The organism is Microbacterium sp. AC215, assembly GCF_979258645.1.
On the sequence record NZ_OZ409869.1, the window covers coordinates 530,357 to 547,929 of the forward strand.

Here is a 17,573-nt window from a genome sequence, read left to right on the forward strand (position 1 = left end):
TTCGATCTGAAGGCATCCCATGCTGCGCATTGCTGTTCCCAACAAGGGCTCTCTCTCCGAGACGGCCGCCGACATGCTCGCGGAGGCCGGCTACGCCGGTCGCCGTGACCCCAAGACGCTCCACGTCGTCGACAGCGACAACGACGTCGAGTTCTTCTACCTCCGTCCGAAGGACATCGCGACGTACGTCGGCTCCGGCGCCATCGATGTCGGCATCACGGGTCGCGACCTGCTTCTCGACGCCCGCATGCCCGGCGCGCGCGAGATCGAGGCGCTCGGCTTCGCCGGCTCGACCTTCCGCTTCGCCGCGCCCTCGGGGCGCTACACCGAGGTGTCCGAGCTCGACGGTCTGCGCATCGCGACGTCGTATCCCGGTCTCGTCGACGCGTTCCTCGATGAGCGCGGAATCGCGGTCGACCTCGTGCCGCTCGACGGTGCGGTGGAGTCCGCCGTGCGCCTCGGTGTGGCCGACGCCGTGGCTGACGTCGTCGAGACGGGCACGACACTGCGTCAAGCGGGGCTCGACGTCTTCGGTCCCGTGATCCTGCAGTCCGAGGCCGTGCTGATCGCCGGTCCGCAGGATGCCGAGGGATCCGAGACGCTTCTCCGCCGTCTCCGCGGCGTCATGGTGGCCCGCCGGTTCGTGATGATCGATTACGACCTGCCGCTCGCTCTGCTCGACGACGCCGTGAAGATCGCCGGCGGCATCGAGTCTCCCACCGTCTCGCCCCTGCGCGACCCCGAGTGGGTCGCGGTGCGGGTCATGGTGGCCCGCGCGCGGGTCAACCCCGTGATGGATGCGCTCTACGCTCTCGGTGCCCGAGCGATCCTCGTCACGGCGATCCACAACGCGAGGCTCTGATGGCGCTCGCGAGTCGCGTCATCCCCTGCCTAGACGTCGCCGCCGGCCGCGTCGTCAAGGGAGTCAACTTCGAGAACCTGCGCGACATGGGCGACCCGGTCGAGCTTGCCCGCCACTATGCGGCGCAGGGCGCCGATGAGATCACCTTCCTCGACGTGACCGCGACGGTCGATGCACGCGCGACGACCTACGACGTCGTCCAGCGCACCGCCGAGCAGGTGTTCGTGCCGCTGACGGTCGGCGGGGGAGTCCGCAGCGTCGACGACGTGTCACGCCTGCTGTCCGTCGGAGCCGACAAGGTCGGTGTGAACTCCGCTGCGATCGCGCGCCCCGAGCTGATCGGCGAGATCGCCGACCGCTTCGGGGCGCAGGTGCTCGTGCTGTCGCTCGATGTCAAGCGGGCCGACACGACCGCATCCGGCTTCGTGGTCACCACCCACGGCGGACGCACGCAGACCACCCTCGACGCACTCGACTGGGCGCGAGAGGCCGCTGAACGCGGCGCGGGCGAGCTGCTCGTCAACTCGATCGACGCCGACGGCACGCGAGACGGCTTCGATCTCGAGCTGGTGAAGCTGATGCGCGAGGCGGCCTCGGTGCCCGTGATCGCGTCGGGCGGAGCAGGCAAGGCCACAGACTTCGCTCCGGCGATCAAGGCCGGGGCGGATGCGGTTCTGGCAGCCAGCGTGTTCCACACCGGCGCGCTCACGGTCGGCGACGTGAAGGATGCACTGCGTGCGGAAGGAGTGCTCGTCCGATGAGCGACGTCGAAGAGCGCATCGCGCAGGTCGCCTTCAATGACGACGGTCTCGCACCGGTGATCGTGCAGCAGTGGGACACTGCAGAGGTCCTGATGCTCGCCTGGGTGGATGCCGAGGCGCTGCGACGTACCCTCACCACCGGACGTGCGGTCTACTGGTCTCGATCCCGCCGGGAGTACTGGCGCAAGGGCGACACCTCGGGCAACATCCAGGTGGTGCACGAGGCGCGGCTCGACTGCGACGGCGATGCGATCCTGCTTCGTGTCGACCAGACGGGACCGGCCTGTCACACGGGCACGCGTACCTGCTTCGACACGACCGACCTGCAGGCCGTCGAGGGGGGCTCCGCAGAATGACGCTCGCACGCAGAGGCCGGTCGATCGCCGTCTCGGGGTTCCTCCTCTCCGGTGCGATCGGCATCATCTCGTCGACGCAGACCTGGCTGACCGTCGCGCGCACCGATGCGGGAGAGGCGATCCTCGTGTCGGGGGCGTCCGCGCTGCCCTTGCTCGCGCCTCTCAGCCTCGCCGTGCTGGCGCTCGGCATCGCGCTCTCGATCGTCGGTCCCGTGCTCCGGCTGATCTTCGGCGTGCTCGCCACCGCTGCCGCGCTCTTCCTCGGGTGGACGACGCTCCAGTTGGTGCTGACCGAGCCGCTGAGCGCCGTCGGCCCCACCGTCACCGAGACGACCGGTCTCGCCGGGAGCTCGGCGATCACGGACGTGGTCGCCGGCATCGAGCTCTCCGCCTGGCCCGTCATGACGCTCATCGGCTGGGTCATCCTGCTCGCGGCATCCCTCGTCGTGCTCGTCACGTGGCGCCGCTGGAAGCGCGGCGGCCGCCGCTACCGCACCGATGCCGCACATGTGGACGCGACCGCCGGCCCCGTGGACGCGATCGATTCGTGGGACGACCTGTCTCGCGGAACCGACCCGACGCGATGACCCCGATAGACTTGACCCGAACCAGCACGTCGTCCCCCGGAGGAGACCATGACCAACCCGATCGCTGACCCCGGCCACGGACACTCGCCTGCCGCATGGACGGGCGTCATCATCATGCTCGCCGGCTTCACGATCGGCACGCTGGCGTTCTGCCTCGCCGAGTTCAGCCCCGTCTGGGTCGCCCTGATCTGGGTCGGCGCGGCCATCATCCCGATCGGCGCGCTCGTGGGCTGGCTGCTCGCGAGGGCCGGCTACGGCGTGAAGGGCCCCAAGTACTCGCCGAAGGCGCACTAATGGTGCTCGCCGACCTCACGGCCGGCGCAGTCGCAGACGCTGAGCGTCGCGCTCTCACCAGGCCACTGGCCGAGGTGGAACGCGATGCTCTCGCACGCCCCGCCGCCAAGGAGGCCCTGGCGTTCCTCGCTCCCGCCGAGCGCGTGAAGATCATCGCCGAGGTGAAGCGCGCGAGCCCGTCGCGTGGCGCCCTGGCCGAGATCCCGGATCCCGCTTTCCAGGCGTCGCTGTACGAGACGGGCGGCGCGTCGGCGATCAGCGTCCTGACCGAGGAACGCCGGTTCGGCGGCAGCCTCGCCGATCTCGAAGCTGTCACCGCGCGCGTGTCCCTTCCCGTGCTGCGCAAGGACTTCATCGCGAATCGATATCAGGTCCTCGAAGCACGAGCCGCCGGTGCCGATCTCGTACTGCTGATCGTCGCGGGGCTCGAGCCGCATGTGCTCCGTGAGCTCTTCGGCTTCATCACCGAGCTCGGCATGACGCCGCTCGTCGAGACGCACTCGGCCGACGAGCTCGAGGTCGCGATCGATCTCGGGGCATCGCTGATCGGCGTCAATGCGCGCGACCTGAAGACCCTCGAGCTCGACCGCGATCTCTTCGGCCGTCTCGTCGACCGGATCCCTGAGACCGCGGTCAAGATCGCGGAATCCGCGGTCCTCACACCTGAAGACGTCAGGCACTACCGCTCAGCGGGCGCTGACGTCGTCCTGATCGGGGAGGCGCTCGTCACGGGCGACCCGGTCGCCACACTCAAGAGCTTCCTGGAGGCGTGATGAGCCTGCGAGACCAGCACGGTCCACTGTTCGGCGACTACGGCGGACGCTACATGCCCGAGTCGCTGATCGCCGCGATCGACGAGCTCTCGGCGGCATACGCCGACGCGATCGTCGATCCGGTCTTCCGCGACGAGCTGGCGTCTCTGCTCAGCTCCTACGCCGGGCGCCCGTCGCCGCTCACCGAGGTCGCCCGGTTCGCCGAGCACGCCGGCGGAGCGCGAGTGTTCCTCAAGCGCGAGGACCTCAACCACACCGGCTCGCACAAGATCAACAACGTGCTGGGGCAGGCGCTGCTGACGAAGCGCCTCGGCAAGACCCGCGTGATCGCCGAGACGGGGGCAGGCCAGCACGGCGTCGCCACGGCTACCGCTGCCGCTCTCTTCGGCCTCGACTGCACCATCTACATGGGCGAGGTCGACACCGAGCGCCAGGCGCTCAACGTCGCGCGGATGCGACTGCTCGGCGCCGAGGTGATCGCGGTCACCTCCGGATCGCGCACGCTGAAGGACGCGATCAACGACGCGTACCGCGACTGGGTGGCGAGCGTCGAGACGACCAACTACATCTTCGGCACCGCGGCGGGGCCGCACCCGTTCCCCGCGATGGTTCGGGACTTCCAGAAGATCATCGGCGAAGAGGCTCGCCAGCAGCTGCTCGACGAGGTCGGCCGACTGCCTGACGCGGTCATCGCGTGCGTCGGAGGCGGCTCGAACGCGATCGGAATGTTCGATGCGTTCCTCGACGACGCCGGCGTGAAGCTCTACGGAGTCGAGGCGGCCGGCGACGGCGTCGACACACCTCGCCACGCGGCCTCCATCGAGCGTGGGCGTCCCGGCATCCTGCACGGCGCGAAGACCTACGTCCTCCAGGACGAAGACGGCCAGACGGTCGAGTCGCACTCGATCTCCGCAGGTCTCGACTACCCGGGCGTGGGCCCGGAGCACTCCTGGCTCGCCGACATCGGTCGCGCCGAGTACATCCCGGCGACCGACGACGAGGCCATGCAGGCGCTGCGCCTGCTGAGCCGCACCGAAGGCATCATCCCCGCCATCGAGTCCGCCCACGCCCTCGCGGGCGCCCTGCGCCTCGGACGTGAGATGGGTCCGGACGCCGTGCTCGCGATCTGCCTGTCGGGTCGCGGCGACAAGGACATGGACACCGCAGCCCGCTACTTCGACCTCTACGACGCCGAGGCGCTCGCGCACGATGTCGCCGACGAGAGCGACGCCGAAGCAGCCGCGTCGAAGGGGGAGCCGGAGCTGTGAGCCGCGTCGAACAGGCGATCGCCGCCGCCCATGACGCGGGCCGCAGCGCTTTCGTCGGATACCTCCCCGTCGGCTACCCCGACCTCGAGACGAGCATCCGCGCCGCCATCGCCCTCGCCGAGAACGGCGTCGACATCATCGAGCTCGGACCGCCCTACAGCGACCCGGTGATGGACGGCGCCGTGATCCAGGAGGCGACCACCGCGGCTCTCGCGAACGGCTTCAAGATGAAGGACCTCTTCACGGCCGTGCGCGCGATCACCGACGCCACCGATGTGCCCGTCCTGGTCATGACGTACTGGAATCCGGTGTTCCAGTACGGCGTCGATCGCTATGCGGACGACCTGCTGGCCGCGGGGGGAGCGGGCCTGATCACGCCCGACATCACCCCTGACGTGGCAGGGGAGTGGATCGCAGCGAGCGAGCGCACGGGCCTCGACCGCGTCTTCCTCGCCGCGCCCACCTCGACCGACGAGCGCCTCGACCTCGTCGTGAAGTCGTCCACCGGCTTCGTCTACACCGTCTCGACCATGGGCATCACCGGTGAGCGCACCGAGCTCGACCGCGCTGCGCGCACCCTGGTCGGACGCCTTCGCGAGCACGGCGACATCCGCGCCTGCGTCGGGATCGGCATCTCGACCGCCGAGCAGATCGCCGGAGTCTCCGAATACGCGGACGGCGCCATCGTCGGCACCGCACTCGTCCGCGCCCTCTGCGACGGCGGCATCCCCGCCCTCGCAGAGGTCACCCGAAACCTGGCGGTCGGCACGTCGTCGGCACGCCCCGTACACGAGAACTAGAATCGCACTCATGTCCCTCGCGCTCCACAGCACCTTCAGCGGCGTGCTCGCCAGCATCCCGAGCCCCACGGTCTCCTACATCGACCTCGGCCCGCTCCGGATCCACTTCTACGCGCTCTGCATCATCGCCGGCATCATCGCGGCGGTACTGCTCACCAACCACCGCCTCACCAAGCGCGGTGCAGAGCCGTGGGTCGTGATCGACATCTCGATCCTCGCCGTTCCGCTCGCCATCATCGGCGCGCGCATCTTCCACGTCCTGACCCACCCGAACTTCTACTTCGGCGAGGGCAGGAACACCTGGAATCCCTTCGAACCCGGATCCGTCTGGGCCATCTGGGAGGGCGGTATCGCCATCTTCGGCGCCCTCATCGGCGGCGCAGTGGGCGCGTACCTCGGATGCCGCTGGACCGGCATCCGCTTCTGGACCTTCGCCGACGCACTGGCACCCGGGCTCCTGCTCGCACAGGCCATGGGCCGTTTCGGCAACTGGTTCAACAACGAGCTCTACGGTCTGCCCACCGACCTGCCGTGGGGCCTCGAGATCCCCTCCGACAACTCCGCGTTCCCTCCCGGCCTTCCCGAGGGCACGCTCTTCCACCCCACGTTCCTGTACGAGGTGATCTGGAACGGTCTCGGCGTGATCGTGCTGCTCTGGCTGAGCCGCAAGGCGACCGCGTTCCAGTGGGGAAAGCTCTTCGCCATCTACCTCATCTGGTACAGCGCCGGACGTGTGGTCTGGGAGTCGATCCGCATCGATCCGAGCGAGATCATCCTGGGTCTCCGCAGCAACGTGTGGGCCGCCATCATCGGCATCATCGTGGGCATCGCGATCCTCATCGTCCAGTCTCGCCGTCACCCCGGTCTCGAGCCGTCGCCCTACCAGCCCGGCCGCGGCCGGAAGGACCTCGACGCTGATGTAGAATCGCAGAACAATCCCTCCGATTTCGTGGACGTGAGTGAGCCTCCGTCCGAAGAAGTCGCCGCAGGAGCCAGCGCCACAAGCACCGCTCCCACGGACTCGGAAGGCGCTCGATAGCCCACCGGTCCGTGCGGACCCCATCGCATCCACCCGGCCAATGACGCCCCCGGGTCATCCGAAGATCTGAGGACGGTACTGGTGTATTTTCAGCCTCCCTACGGCGCTTCCGGCGCTTACCCCCCGAAGCAGGGCATGTACAACCCGGCGTTCGAGAAGGACGCCTGCGGCCTCGCCATGGTCGCGACCCTCCGCGGCGAGGCGGGCCACGACATCATCGCGCTCGCGCTCGAAGCGCTGCGCAACCTGGAGCACCGCGGGGCGATCGGCTCGGATGCCGGCACCGGAGACGGCGCGGGCATCCTTACGCAGATGCCGGACGCGTTCCTGCGCGCCGTCACCGACTTCGAACTGCCCCCGGTCGGCGAGTACGCCGCAGGCCTGGCATTCCTGCCGCGCGATTCCAGCGAGCGCCGCCAGCAGAAGGCCGGCATCGAGAAGATCGCCCGCTCGGAGGGACTCCGCGTCCTCGGCTGGCGCGAGGTTCCGACGGTCAACGACAACCTCGGAAAGCTCGCCGACGAGGCACGTCCCGCCTTCGAGCAGCTCTTCGTGAGCGCCGGGGGAGCGACGCACTCGGACGCCCCGCTGACCGGCATCGCCCTCGACCGCGTCGCATACCGACTGCGCAAACGCGCCGGTCACGAGCTCGGCGCCTACTTCGTGACGCTGTCCGCCCGCACTCTCGGCTACAAGGGCATGGTCACGACGCTGCAGCTCGAGCCGTTCTACCCCGACCTGCAGGACGAGCGCTTCATGTCCGAGCTCGCGGTCGTGCACTCCCGCTACTCCACGAACACGTTCCCCTCCTGGCCGCTCGCTCAGCCGCTGCGCATGCTCGCGCACAACGGCGAGATCAACACGGTCGGCGGCAACCGCAACTGGATGCGCGCTCGCCAGTCGCAGCTCGAATCCGAGCTGCTGGGCGATGTCGCGCCGCTGCTGCCGATCTGCACCGACGGTGCCAGCGACTCCGCGTCGTTCGACGAGGTGCTCGAGTTGCTCACCCTCACCGGCCGCAGCCTGCCGCACGCCATCATGATGATGGTCCCCGAGGCGTACGAGAAGCAGTCCGACATCTCTCCGGAGCTTCGTTCGTTCTACGAGTACCACTCGAACCAGATGGAGCCCTGGGACGGCCCGGCGGCGCTCATCTTCACCGACGGCACCGTCGTCGGCGCGACCCTCGACCGCAACGGGCTCCGCCCCGGGCGCTGGACCGAGACGACCGACGGCCTCATCGTCATCGGCTCGGAGACCGGTGTGCTCACCTTCGAACCCGAGCGGATCAAGCGTCGCGGACGCCTGCAGCCCGGCAAGATGTTCCTCGTCGACACGTCGCAGCGACGCATCATCGAAGACGAGGAGATAAAGCACGATCTCGCGACCATGCACCCGTGGCAGGAATGGCTGGATGCCGGTTCCGTGCGGCTCGCCGACCTCCCCGAACGGGAGCACATCGTGCACCCGCCCGCATCGATCACCCGCCGTCAGCGCACCTTCGGCTACACGGAGGAGGAGGTGCGCATCCTGCTGACCCCGATGGGCCAGAACGGTGTCGAGCCTCTCGGCGCGATGGGATCCGACACTCCGATCGCGGTGCTCAGCAAGCGTCCCCGCCTGCTCTTCGACTACTTCACTCAGCAGTTCGCGCAGGTGACCAACCCGCCGCTCGACTCGATCCGCGAAGAGGTCGTCACGAGTCTGAAGCTCGGTCTCGGCCCCGAGAGCAATCTGCTCACCTGGGGTCCCGACCACACGCGCACGGTGTCGCTCGACTTCCCGGTCATCGACAACGACGAGCTCGCGAAGATCCGTCACATCGACAAGGCTCTTCCCGATCGCTCCAGCGTGACGATCAGGGGCCTGTACCACTTCGACGCCGGCTCGAACACGCTCGAGAAGCGTCTGACCGAGATGTGCGACGAGGTCGATGAGGCCATCGAGAGCGGTGCCGAGTTCATCATCCTGTCGGATCGCGACTCGAACAAGGATCTGACCCCGATCCCTTCGCTTCTCATGGTCTCGGCCATCCATCACCACCTGATCCGTCGTGAGAACCGCATGAAGGTCGGTCTGATCGTGGAGGCGGGTGACGTCCGCGAGGTGCATCACGTCGCGACGCTGATCGGATACGGCGCGTCGGCGGTGAACCCGTACCTCGCGATGGAGACCGTGGAGCACCTGGTGCGCACCGGTTACATCACCGGCATCAGCCCCGAGAAGGCCGTCCGCAACCTGATCTACGCGCTCGGCAAGGGCGTGCTGAAGATCATGTCGAAGATGGGCATCTCGACCGTCTCGTCGTACGCCGGCGCACAGGTCTTCGAGGCCGTCGGTCTGAGCGAGGAGTTCATCGACAAGTACTTCACCCGCACCGAGTCGAAGCTCGGCGGCATCGGGATCCAAGAGATCTTCATCGAGAATCAGGCTCGTCACGACTACGCCTACCCGGAGGATGAGGCTGCTCGCGCTCACGAGCGCCTCTGGACCGGTGGCGAGTACCAGTGGCGTCGCGACGGTTCCCCGCACCTCTTCAACCCGGAGACGGTGTTCAAGCTGCAGCACGCCACACGCGAGCGCCGCTACGACATCTTCCGCGAGTACACCAGGATGGTCGACGATCAGGCGGCGGAGCTCAAGACGCTGCGCGGTCTGTTCTCGCTGCGGACCGGTACGCGCAAGCCGGTGCCGCTCGACGAGGTCGAGCCGGTCTCGGCGATCGTCAAGCGGTTCTCGACCGGCGCGATGAGCTACGGATCGATCTCGAAAGAGGCTCACGAGACTCTCGCGATCGCCATGAACAGGCTCGGCGGCAAGTCCAACACGGGTGAGGGCGGGGAGGATGCCGACCGTCTGCTCGATCCCGAGCGCCGCAGCGCGATCAAGCAGGTCGCCTCGGGACGCTTCGGTGTCACCAGCCTGTACCTCACCGAGGCCGACGACATCCAGATCAAGCTCGCCCAGGGTGCGAAGCCCGGCGAGGGCGGTCAGCTACCCCCGCAGAAGGTGTATCCGTGGGTCGCGCGCACGCGCGGCGGAACACCCGGTGTGGGACTCATCTCGCCCCCGCCGCACCACGACATCTATTCGATCGAAGACCTGAAGCAGCTCATCTTCGACCTGAAGCGGGCCAACCCCGAGGCGCGTATCCACACGAAGCTCGTCAGCCAGTCGGGCATCGGCGCGGTCTCGGCGGGTGTCGCGAAGGCTCTGAGCGACGTCATCCTGGTCTCAGGTCACGACGGCGGCACGGGCGCGAGCCCGATGAACTCGCTCAAGCACGCGGGAACGCCGTGGGAGCTCGGCCTCGCCGAGACCCAGCAGACGCTGATGCTCAACGGCATGCGCGATCGCGTGGTCGTGCAGGTCGACGGCCAGCTCAAGACGGGACGCGATGTCATCATCGGCGCTCTGCTGGGCGCGGAGGAGTTCGGATTCGCGACGGCTCCGCTCGTCGTCAGCGGCTGCATCATGATGCGCGTCTGCCACCTCGACACCTGCCCGGTGGGCGTCGCGACGCAGAACCCCGTGCTGCGCGAGCGCTTCACCGGCAAGCCGGAGTTCGTCGTGAACTTCATGGAGTTCATCGCCGAAGAGGTGCGCGAGATCCTGGCCGAGCTCGGCTACCGCTCGATCGATGAGATCGTCGGCCGCACCGAGCTGATCGAGGCGAACGCCGCACTCCAGCACTGGAAGGCGGAGGGCCTCGACCTGAGCCCCGTGCTCGAGGGACCGGCATTCCCGGCGAGCGAGCCGCGTCGCAGCCGCCGCACGCAGGATCACGAGCTCGAGAAGCACTTCGACGTGCAGCTCATCGACATCGCCAAGCCGGCGCTCCTCAACGGCGAACCGGTGGTGGTCGAGCTGCCGATCGCGAACACCGAACGCGCCGTCGGGACGATGCTGGGTCACCAGGTCACCTCCCGACACGGCGCCGCGGGGCTTCCCAGCGGCACCATCGACGTCACGCTGCACGGCACCGCCGGTCAATCGCTCGGCGCTTTCCTGCCTTCTGGGATCGTGCTTCGACTCGAGGGCGACGCGAACGACTACGTCGGCAAGGGGCTCTCGGGCGGCGACATCTCGATCCGTCCCGCTCGCGGGGCTGCCATCGCTCCGCACGAGAACGTGATCGCCGGCAACGTGATCGGCTACGGCGCGACGTCCGGGACCATGTATCTCTCCGGGGTGGTCGGCGAGCGATTCCTCGTGCGCAACTCCGGCGCGACAGCCGTCGTCGAGGGAGTGGGCGACCACGCGCTCGAGTACATGACGGGCGGCGTCGCGGTGATCCTCGGCTCGACGGGTCGCAACCTCGGCGCCGGCATGTCCGGGGGAGTGGCCTACATCCACTCGCTCGACAGCGGCAAGATCAACGCCCAGTCGCTCGGCAGCGGCGAGCTCCGGCTCGAACCGCTCGACCGAGCCGACCTCGAAGTGCTGCGGAGCCTGATCGTGGCACACGTGGAGCGCACGGCCTCGCCGCTCGGCTCCGACATCCTGGCACGGTTCGATGAGACCGCAGGCCAGTTCACGAAGGTGCTTCCTCGCGACTACGCGGCAGTCCGCAGCATGCGCGAAGAAGCAGTCGCCGAGGGCATCGACCCCGACGGCGACATCGTCTGGAACCGCATCCTGGAGGTGACCGGTGGCTGATCCCAAAGGTTTTCTGAAGGTCACAGAACGTGAGCTTCCCCCGCGTCGCCCTGTGCCGGTGCGCATCATGGACTGGAAAGAGGTCTACGAGCCCGGCGACCAGGCCGTCCTGAAGCGGCAGGCAGGTCGCTGCATGGACTGCGGCGTGCCGTTCTGCCATCAGGGCTGCCCGCTGGGCAACCTGATCCCCGAGTGGAACGACCTGACCTGGCGCGGCGAGGGCCGTGCGGCGATCGATCGCCTGCACGCGACCAACAACTTCCCGGAGTTCACCGGTCGCCTGTGCCCGGCACCGTGCGAGAGCTCGTGCGTGCTCGGCATCAACCAGCCTCCTGTCACGATCAAGCAGATCGAGGTCTCGATCATCGACGAGGCGTTCGCCAAGGGCTGGGTCGAACCGCAGCCACCGGCCCGCCTGACGGGCAAGACCGTCGCGGTCGTCGGGTCCGGCCCTGCCGGTCTCGCCGCTGCTCAGCAGCTCACGCGCGCCGGTCACACGGTCGCGGTGTTCGAGCGCGACGACCGCATCGGCGGCCTGCTGCGTTACGGGATCCCCGACTTCAAGATGGAGAAGGGGCAGCTCGAGTCGCGCCTTCGCCAGATGCAGGAAGAGGGAACACGCTTCCGCGCCGGAGTAGAGATCGGCAAGGACATCTCGTGGGCCGACCTGCGCGCCCGCTACGACGCCATCGTGATCGCCACCGGATCCACGGTTCCGCGCGACCTGTCTATCCCTGGTCGCGACCTCGACGGAGTGCACTTCGCGATGGAGTACCTGGTCGAGTCGAACCACGCGGTCGCCGGTGACAAGGTGCCGGAGCAGATCACCGCCGAGGGCAAGCACGTCATCGTGATCGGCGGCGGTGACACCGGTGCGGACTGCATCGGCACCGCACACCGTCAGGGCGCGATCAGCGTCACGAACCTCGCGATCGGCAAGCAGCCAGGCACCGAGCGACCGGGCCACCAGCCCTGGCCGATGATGCCGACGCTGTTCGAGATCTCGTCGGCACATGAAGAGGGCGGCGAGCGGGTCTTCCTCGCCTCGACCGTCGAATTCCTCTCGAACGATGTGGGCGAGGTGCGCGCGCTCCGCGTCGCCGAGACCGAGTTCATCGACGGCCGCCGGGTTCCCAAGAGCGGGACGGAGCGCGAGATCCCCGCAGATCTCGTACTGATCGCGATGGGCTTCACCGGCCCGGAGCAGGACGGCTACTCCGAGGACACCCTCCCGCAGGTGACCGACCGCGGTGCCTTCCGACGTGATGACAGCTACGAGTCCACGGTTCCCGGCGTCTTCGTCGCCGGCGATGCCGGTCGCGGACAGTCGCTGATCGTCTGGGCGATCGCCGAGGGCCGCGCGGCTGCGGCGAACGTCGACCGATTCCTCATGGGGACCACCGTGCTGCCCGAGCCGGTGCGACCACATGAAGTCGCTATCGGTCTCCAGCCCGCGTAGGCTGAGCGGCGGCACCGTCGCCTGATTTCCATCCCCCACTACCCTGGAGCAATCTTTGAGACGCGCGAAAATCGTCGCCACCCTGGGCCCCGCCACCTCCACGTACGAGACCGTGCGTGCACTCATCGACGCCGGAGTGGACGTCGCCCGTCTGAACCTCAGCCACGGTGACTACTCCGTGCACGAGAACAACTACGCCAACGTCCGTCGCGCTGCCGACGATGCGGGCCGCGCCGTCGCCATCCTCGTCGACCTTCAGGGACCGAAGATCCGTCTCGGCAAGTTCGAGAACGGTCCCTACGAGCTCGCCGAAGGCGACATCTTCAAGATCACGACCGAAGACATCATCGGCAACAAGGAGATCTCGGGCACGACGTTCAAGGGCCTGCCCAACGACGTCAAGCCGGGCGACTTCCTGCTTATCGACGACGGCAAGGTCCGCGTCGAGGTCGTCGAGACCGACGGAGTCACCGTCACGACGCGCGTGATCGTCGCGGGCGCCGTCTCGAACAACAAGGGCATCAACCTGCCCGGCGTCGCCGTCAACGTCCCCGCGCTCAGCGAGAAGGACGAGGACGACCTCCGTTGGGGCCTGCGCATCGGCGCCGACCTCATCGCCCTGTCGTTCGTCCGCAACGCCGAAGACGTCAGCCGCGTGCACGAGATCATGGCAGAAGAGGGCGTCAAGGTTCCCGTCATCGCCAAGGTCGAGAAGCCGCAGGCCGTCGACGCTCTCGAGGAGATCGTCGACGCGTTCGACGCGATCATGGTCGCCCGTGGCGACCTCGGGGTCGAGCTGCCTCTGGAGGCCGTGCCGATCGTCCAGAAGCGCGCTGTCGAACTGGCACGCCGCAACGCGAAGCCCGTCATCGTCGCCACTCAGATGCTCGAGTCGATGATCAACAGCCCGGTGCCGACGCGCGCCGAGACCTCCGACGTCGCCAACGCCGTGCTCGACGGCGCGGATGCCGTGATGCTCTCGGGCGAGACCAGCGTGGGTGACTACCCGGTCGTCGTCGTCGAGACGATGGCTCGCATCATCGAGTCCACCGAAGAGCACGGACTCGAGCGCATCGCCCCGCTGACGAACAAGCCGCGCACGCAGGGTGGTGCGATCACTCTCGCCGCTCTCGAGGTGGCCGAGTTCGTCGACGCGAAGTTCCTTTGCGTGTTCACCCAGTCGGGTGACTCGGCGCGTCGTCTCTCGCGTCTGCGCTCGCGCATCCCGATGATCGCGTTCACACCCGAGCCGAGCATCCGCCGTCGCATGGCGCTCACCTGGGGCATCCGCTCGAAGCTCGTCGACATGGTCCAGCACACGGACCTGATGTATCTGCAGGTTGACGACTATCTGCTCAGCAGCGGACTCGCCGTCGAGGGTGACAAGGTCGTCGTGATCTCCGGTTCCCCTCCCGGAATCGTCGGCTCGACCAACGACATCCGCGTGCACAAGGTCGGAGACGCCGTGAACGGCGCGGCTCCGATCTACAAGGAAGCCACGGTCTGATCCAGGCAAGAGGCGAAGGGGCGGAGCCACGGTTCCGCCCCTTCGTCGTATCCGTCGCCGGGGAGTCCTGGCGGTTGGTATCGTCTGGCGTGACGGATGCGGCGCGGCCACCAGGGGAGGGGACATCATCGATCTCGTGAGACGGGCCCGCTGGTGGATCGCGGACTACGCCTATGCCGCCTACTGGCAGGTGCGCTCGGCCTTCGACCGCCGCGATCCGTCTTCGTTCGCCGGGGGCCATGCTGCTCCGATCGTCATCCTTCCCGGGGTCTACGAGACATGGCGCTTCATGCAACCGCTGATCACGGCCCTGCATGATCGCGGCCATCCGATCTACGTGGTCGATGCCCTGAGACGCAATCAGCGTCCCGTGCGGGATGCAGCGCGGGTCGTGACGGCCTTCCTCGAGCGCGCGGACCTGTCCGACGTGCTGCTCGTCGCGCACAGCAAGGGTGGACTCGCGGGCAAGCTCGCGATGGCCGGCCCGGCGGGGACTCGAGTACGCGCCATGTTGGCGGTCGCGACTCCCTTCGGCGGTTCCCGGTACGCACGGATACTCCCTGTCCCGTCCCTGTGGGCCTTCGCCCCCTCGCATCCCTCGATCGTGGAGCTCGCTCGGCATCAGGACGTGAACGAACGGATCGTATCGGTGTACGCAACCTTCGATCCGCATATCCCCGAGGGCAGCGAACTGCCGGGTGCGCGCCGGAACGTCCGGCTCGACACAGGCGGGCACTTCCGGATCCTCGCGGATCCTCGCGTCCTCGGCGAGGTCGCGTCTCTCTCCGAACCCTGAGCGGGTCGACCTCGGCGCCCGCGGCACCGTCTCGGGACCGGTCGGCGCCGCGACATGACGGTTTCTCAGCGCATGACGGATACTCTGGTGCTGGCGCACGCCGTGACAGACCACGCGGGCGCCGTGCCCATGGATGAAGCGACCATCGAACCCGCCACGGACGCGCGCCTCGACAGCGCCCGGCCGCCGTGCGGCGTGCCCGTTGCGGGTCGTTCGGAGGCCCCGGCCGACCCTGCTGCGGTGATGGCTGATCCGATGACGTCGTCGAAGCCCGGCAGCATCGGGGTCCGCTATCGCCTCAAGCGTCGATTCCGAACGTGCGACGCGATCGCGTGCGTGCCGGTGCCGCTCGCGCAGACGCGCATCGCCGAGACGATCGCGGCGGACGACGGAGCCCGCATCTACGGTGGCGGCACCTACATGCCCGTGCTGCGTGACGGAGCCCCGGTTGACGCCTCCGACGAGAACCTCGACGCGATCATCCGTGCGGCGGTGCCGACACGGGTCGTGCTCGCAGAGCATCCTGCCGTCGCGGAGCGCGAACTGCACGCGGCCATGCGGCCCGCGCTGGATCGCTACCTCCTCATCGACGATGAGATCTGGTCACTCGTCTGAGGGCTGTTCTCTGATGTGCCGGCGGTGGGACTCGAACCCACACGCCCTTTCGGACAAAGCATTTTGAGTGCTCCGCGTCTGCCATTCCGCCACGCCGGCTCGTGTGTCGCGTCTTCGACTTTAGCGCAGCGGATCAGTGTCGATCCTCACGCGCCGCGGCATCGGGGGACCTCAGAGGCGCTCTCCACTAGGATGGATCTGTGACCGAGCAAGAACAGGCAGCCGAGCAGCCCACGTCATCCGCACCCCGACGCGTCGTCGTCGCCGAGGACGAGTCGCTGATCCGTCTCGACATCGTCGAGATCCTCCGCGACAACGGCTTCGATGTCGTCGGCGAGGCCGGCGACGGAGAGACCGCCGTGGCGCTGGCGACCGAGCTGCGCCCCGATCTCGTCATCATGGACGTCAAGATGCCGCAGCTCGATGGCATCAGCGCCGCCGAGAAGCTGCACAAGGGCAACATCGCACCCGTCGTCCTCCTCACGGCATTCAGCCAGAAGGAACTCGTCGAACGGGCCAGCGAGGCCGGCGCCCTGGCCTATGTGGTCAAGCCGTTCACGCCGAACGACCTGCTGCCCGCCATCGAGATCGCTCTCGCTCGCCACGAGCAGATCATCACGCTCGAGGCCGAGGTCGCCGACATGGTCGAGCGCTTCGAGACCCGCAAGCTCGTCGACCGGGCCAAGGGACTGCTCAACGAGAAGATGGGCCTTTCCGAGCCCGAGGCGTTCCGCTGGATCCAGAAGGCATCGATGGACCGCCGCCTGACGATGCAGGACGTGGCGAAGGCGATCATCGAGCAGCTCGCTCCGAAGAAGTAGCCTTTGCTTCCACTCGACGCAGAGCATGTTCTGCGTCCGGTCCGGATCGGCGACGGCGCGGCCCTCGCAAGAGCGTACTCCGCGAATCGCGACCATCTCGCGCAGTGGGAACCGCTCAGGGCTCCGGAGTTCTTCACTCCGGAGTGGCAGGAGTTCCATGCGGAGCAGTGCGTCATCGAAGCGTCGGCCGGTCGGAACATCCGGTTCGTGATCGAGTCGTCCGATGGTGAGATCCGCGGAAGGATCAACCTCAACAACATCGTCCGCGGGGCTTTCTGGAATGCGGACCTGGGCTACTGGGTCGACAGGACGCGTCTGCGGCGGGGACTCGCTTCCCGCGGCGTCCACCGGGTCGCCGAGTACGCCCGCGACGAGGTGCAGCTGCACAGGCTGCAGGCAGCGACCCTCCTGCACAACTCTGGTTCACAGCGTGTGCTCGCCGACAACGGCTTCGAGCGCATCGGCATCGCGCCGCAGTACCTGCGCATCGCGGGGGAGTGGCAGGATCACCTGCTGTTCCAGTTGCTGCTGGTCGAGCCGCTCAGCCTGCCGCGGGAGCGTCCTTGATCATGTTGGTGATCCGGATGGTCGAGCAACGACGCCCCTGATCGTCGGTCACGACGATCTCGTGCACGGTGATGCTGCGGCCGAGATGGACGGGTGTGCAGACGCCCGTCACGACACCCGACGTGGCGGAGCGCGTGTGGGTGGCGTTGATGTCCACCCCGACCGCGAGTCGGCCCGGGCCCGCGTGCAGGTTCGCCGCCATCGAGCCGAGCGACTCGCCGAGAACCACGTAGGCACCGCCGTGCATGAGGCCGACGGGCTGTGTGTTCCCCTCGACCGGGAGCGTCGCGACGCATCGCTCGGTGGTGAACTCGAGGAACTCCATGCCCATCTTCTGAGCGAGAGCACCCATTCCGCGGGCTGTCGCCCAGTCGAGTCCTGCACTGGTGGCAGTGTCGCTCATGGTTCC

17 protein-coding genes and 1 tRNA gene are annotated in these 17,573 nt (G+C 67.7%); 16 read left to right on the forward strand and 2 right to left on the reverse strand.

Features of this window, described 5'->3' with window-relative positions; translation table 11 throughout:
- The first annotated feature begins 19 nt into the window (after window positions 1-19).
- The 14 genes from hisG to ACZZZF_RS02825 all read left to right on the forward strand — a co-directional run bounded on the left by hisG (window position 20) and on the right by ACZZZF_RS02825 (window position 15,776).
- Window positions 20-862, forward strand: a complete 843-nt coding sequence (gene hisG, locus ACZZZF_RS02760; protein ID WP_053096106.1) for an ATP phosphoribosyltransferase — start codon at window positions 20-22, stop codon at window positions 860-862.
- Complete coding sequence (hisF, locus tag ACZZZF_RS02765) at window positions 862-1,623, forward strand: imidazole glycerol phosphate synthase subunit HisF (protein ID WP_463497000.1); 762 nt, start codon at window positions 862-864, stop codon at window positions 1,621-1,623. The genes hisG and hisF overlap by 1 nt, the downstream gene beginning before the upstream one ends.
- Window positions 1,620-1,979 carry a phosphoribosyl-AMP cyclohydrolase gene (gene hisI, locus ACZZZF_RS02770; RefSeq protein WP_056278765.1) on the forward strand — a complete coding sequence of 120 codons (360 nt, stop codon included), beginning with the start codon at window positions 1,620-1,622 and terminating at the stop codon, window positions 1,977-1,979. Before hisF ends, hisI begins: the two co-directional genes overlap by 4 nt.
- Window positions 1,976-2,566 carry a Trp biosynthesis-associated membrane protein gene (locus ACZZZF_RS02775; protein ID WP_463497002.1) on the forward strand — a complete coding sequence of 197 codons (591 nt, stop codon included), beginning with the start codon at window positions 1,976-1,978 and terminating at the stop codon, window positions 2,564-2,566. Before hisI ends, ACZZZF_RS02775 begins: the two co-directional genes overlap by 4 nt.
- Window positions 2,567-2,614: 48 nt before the next feature.
- Complete coding sequence (locus ACZZZF_RS02780; RefSeq protein WP_053096098.1) at window positions 2,615-2,860, forward strand: HGxxPAAW family protein; 246 nt, start codon at window positions 2,615-2,617, stop codon at window positions 2,858-2,860.
- 2 nt (window positions 2,861-2,862) lie between these two features.
- Window positions 2,863-3,633: an indole-3-glycerol phosphate synthase TrpC gene (gene trpC / locus ACZZZF_RS02785; RefSeq protein WP_463499905.1), complete on the forward strand. Its 771-nt coding sequence runs from the start codon at window positions 2,863-2,865 to the stop codon at window positions 3,631-3,633.
- Window positions 3,633-4,901, forward strand: coding sequence for a tryptophan synthase subunit beta (gene trpB / locus ACZZZF_RS02790; protein ID WP_053096096.1), 1,269 nt, complete (start codon window positions 3,633-3,635; stop codon window positions 4,899-4,901). The genes trpC and trpB overlap by 1 nt, the downstream gene beginning before the upstream one ends.
- Window positions 4,898-5,701: a tryptophan synthase subunit alpha gene (trpA, locus tag ACZZZF_RS02795; RefSeq protein ID WP_463497004.1), complete on the forward strand. Its 804-nt coding sequence runs from the start codon at window positions 4,898-4,900 to the stop codon at window positions 5,699-5,701. Before trpB ends, trpA begins: the two co-directional genes overlap by 4 nt.
- Window positions 5,702-5,711: 10 nt before the next feature.
- Window positions 5,712-6,740, forward strand: coding sequence for a prolipoprotein diacylglyceryl transferase (gene lgt / locus ACZZZF_RS02800; protein ID WP_053096092.1), 1,029 nt, complete (start codon window positions 5,712-5,714; stop codon window positions 6,738-6,740).
- 135 nt (window positions 6,741-6,875) lie between these two features.
- Window positions 6,876-11,399 (forward strand): glutamate synthase large subunit, encoded by a 4,524-nt coding sequence (gene gltB / locus ACZZZF_RS02805; protein WP_157538235.1) that lies wholly within the window; start codon window positions 6,876-6,878, stop codon window positions 11,397-11,399.
- Complete coding sequence (locus ACZZZF_RS02810) at window positions 11,392-12,858, forward strand: glutamate synthase subunit beta (RefSeq protein WP_053096090.1); 1,467 nt, start codon at window positions 11,392-11,394, stop codon at window positions 12,856-12,858. Before gltB ends, ACZZZF_RS02810 begins: the two co-directional genes overlap by 8 nt.
- A gap of 55 nt (window positions 12,859-12,913) precedes the next feature.
- A complete protein-coding gene (pyk, locus tag ACZZZF_RS02815) occupies window positions 12,914-14,365 on the forward strand; it encodes a pyruvate kinase (RefSeq protein WP_053096089.1) in 1,452 nt (483 codons plus the stop codon).
- Between the two features lie 136 nt (window positions 14,366-14,501).
- Window positions 14,502-15,161 (forward strand): esterase/lipase family protein, encoded by a 660-nt coding sequence (locus ACZZZF_RS02820; protein WP_230100793.1) that lies wholly within the window; start codon window positions 14,502-14,504, stop codon window positions 15,159-15,161.
- A 72-nt stretch (window positions 15,162-15,233) separates the two neighbouring features.
- Window positions 15,234-15,776 carry a hypothetical protein gene (locus tag ACZZZF_RS02825; RefSeq protein ID WP_187249650.1) on the forward strand — a complete coding sequence of 181 codons (543 nt, stop codon included), beginning with the start codon at window positions 15,234-15,236 and terminating at the stop codon, window positions 15,774-15,776.
- 16 nt (window positions 15,777-15,792) lie between these two features.
- On the opposite strand, the gene ACZZZF_RS02830 is transcribed toward ACZZZF_RS02825, so the two are convergent.
- Window positions 15,793-15,875 (reverse strand) — tRNA-Leu (locus ACZZZF_RS02830).
- Window positions 15,876-15,976: 101 nt separating this feature from the next.
- Between ACZZZF_RS02830 and ACZZZF_RS02835 the strand changes: the two genes are divergently transcribed.
- Both ACZZZF_RS02835 and ACZZZF_RS02840 read left to right on the forward strand, forming a co-directional pair.
- Window positions 15,977-16,597: an ANTAR domain-containing response regulator gene (locus tag ACZZZF_RS02835; RefSeq protein WP_042536652.1), complete on the forward strand. Its 621-nt coding sequence runs from the start codon at window positions 15,977-15,979 to the stop codon at window positions 16,595-16,597.
- A gap of 3 nt (window positions 16,598-16,600) precedes the next feature.
- On the forward strand, window positions 16,601-17,164 hold the full coding sequence (locus ACZZZF_RS02840; protein ID WP_463497006.1) for a GNAT family N-acetyltransferase: 564 nt from the start codon (window positions 16,601-16,603) through the stop codon (window positions 17,162-17,164).
- Here the strand turns inward: ACZZZF_RS02840 and ACZZZF_RS02845 are convergent.
- On the reverse strand, window positions 17,139-17,567 hold the full coding sequence (locus ACZZZF_RS02845; protein WP_056278760.1) for a hotdog fold thioesterase: 429 nt from the start codon (window positions 17,565-17,567) through the stop codon (window positions 17,139-17,141). The genes ACZZZF_RS02840 and ACZZZF_RS02845 overlap by 26 nt on opposite strands.
- Between the last annotated feature and the right edge of the window lie 6 nt (window positions 17,568-17,573).

Excerpts from the sequence above, each read along its gene's own strand:
- hisG (WP_053096106.1), top strand. The coding sequence starts at position 20 with ATGCTGCGCATTGCTGTTCCCAACAAGGGCTCTCTCTCCGAGACGGCC.
- hisF (WP_463497000.1), top strand. The coding sequence starts at position 862 with ATGGCGCTCGCGAGTCGCGTCATCCCCTGCCTAGACGTCGCCGCCGGC.
- hisI (WP_056278765.1), top strand. The coding sequence starts at position 1,620 with ATGAGCGACGTCGAAGAGCGCATCGCGCAGGTCGCCTTCAATGACGAC.
- ACZZZF_RS02775 (WP_463497002.1), top strand. The coding sequence starts at position 1,976 with ATGACGCTCGCACGCAGAGGCCGGTCGATCGCCGTCTCGGGGTTCCTC.
- ACZZZF_RS02780 (WP_053096098.1), top strand. The coding sequence starts at position 2,615 with ATGACCAACCCGATCGCTGACCCCGGCCACGGACACTCGCCTGCCGCA.
- trpB (WP_053096096.1), top strand. The coding sequence starts at position 3,633 with ATGAGCCTGCGAGACCAGCACGGTCCACTGTTCGGCGACTACGGCGGA.
- lgt (WP_053096092.1), top strand. The coding sequence starts at position 5,712 with ATGTCCCTCGCGCTCCACAGCACCTTCAGCGGCGTGCTCGCCAGCATC.
- gltB (WP_157538235.1), top strand. The coding sequence starts at position 6,876 with ATGTACAACCCGGCGTTCGAGAAGGACGCCTGCGGCCTCGCCATGGTC.
- ACZZZF_RS02825 (WP_187249650.1), top strand. The coding sequence starts at position 15,234 with ATGACGGATACTCTGGTGCTGGCGCACGCCGTGACAGACCACGCGGGC.
- ACZZZF_RS02845 (WP_056278760.1), bottom strand. The coding sequence starts at position 17,567 with ATGAGCGACACTGCCACCAGTGCAGGACTCGACTGGGCGACAGCCCGC.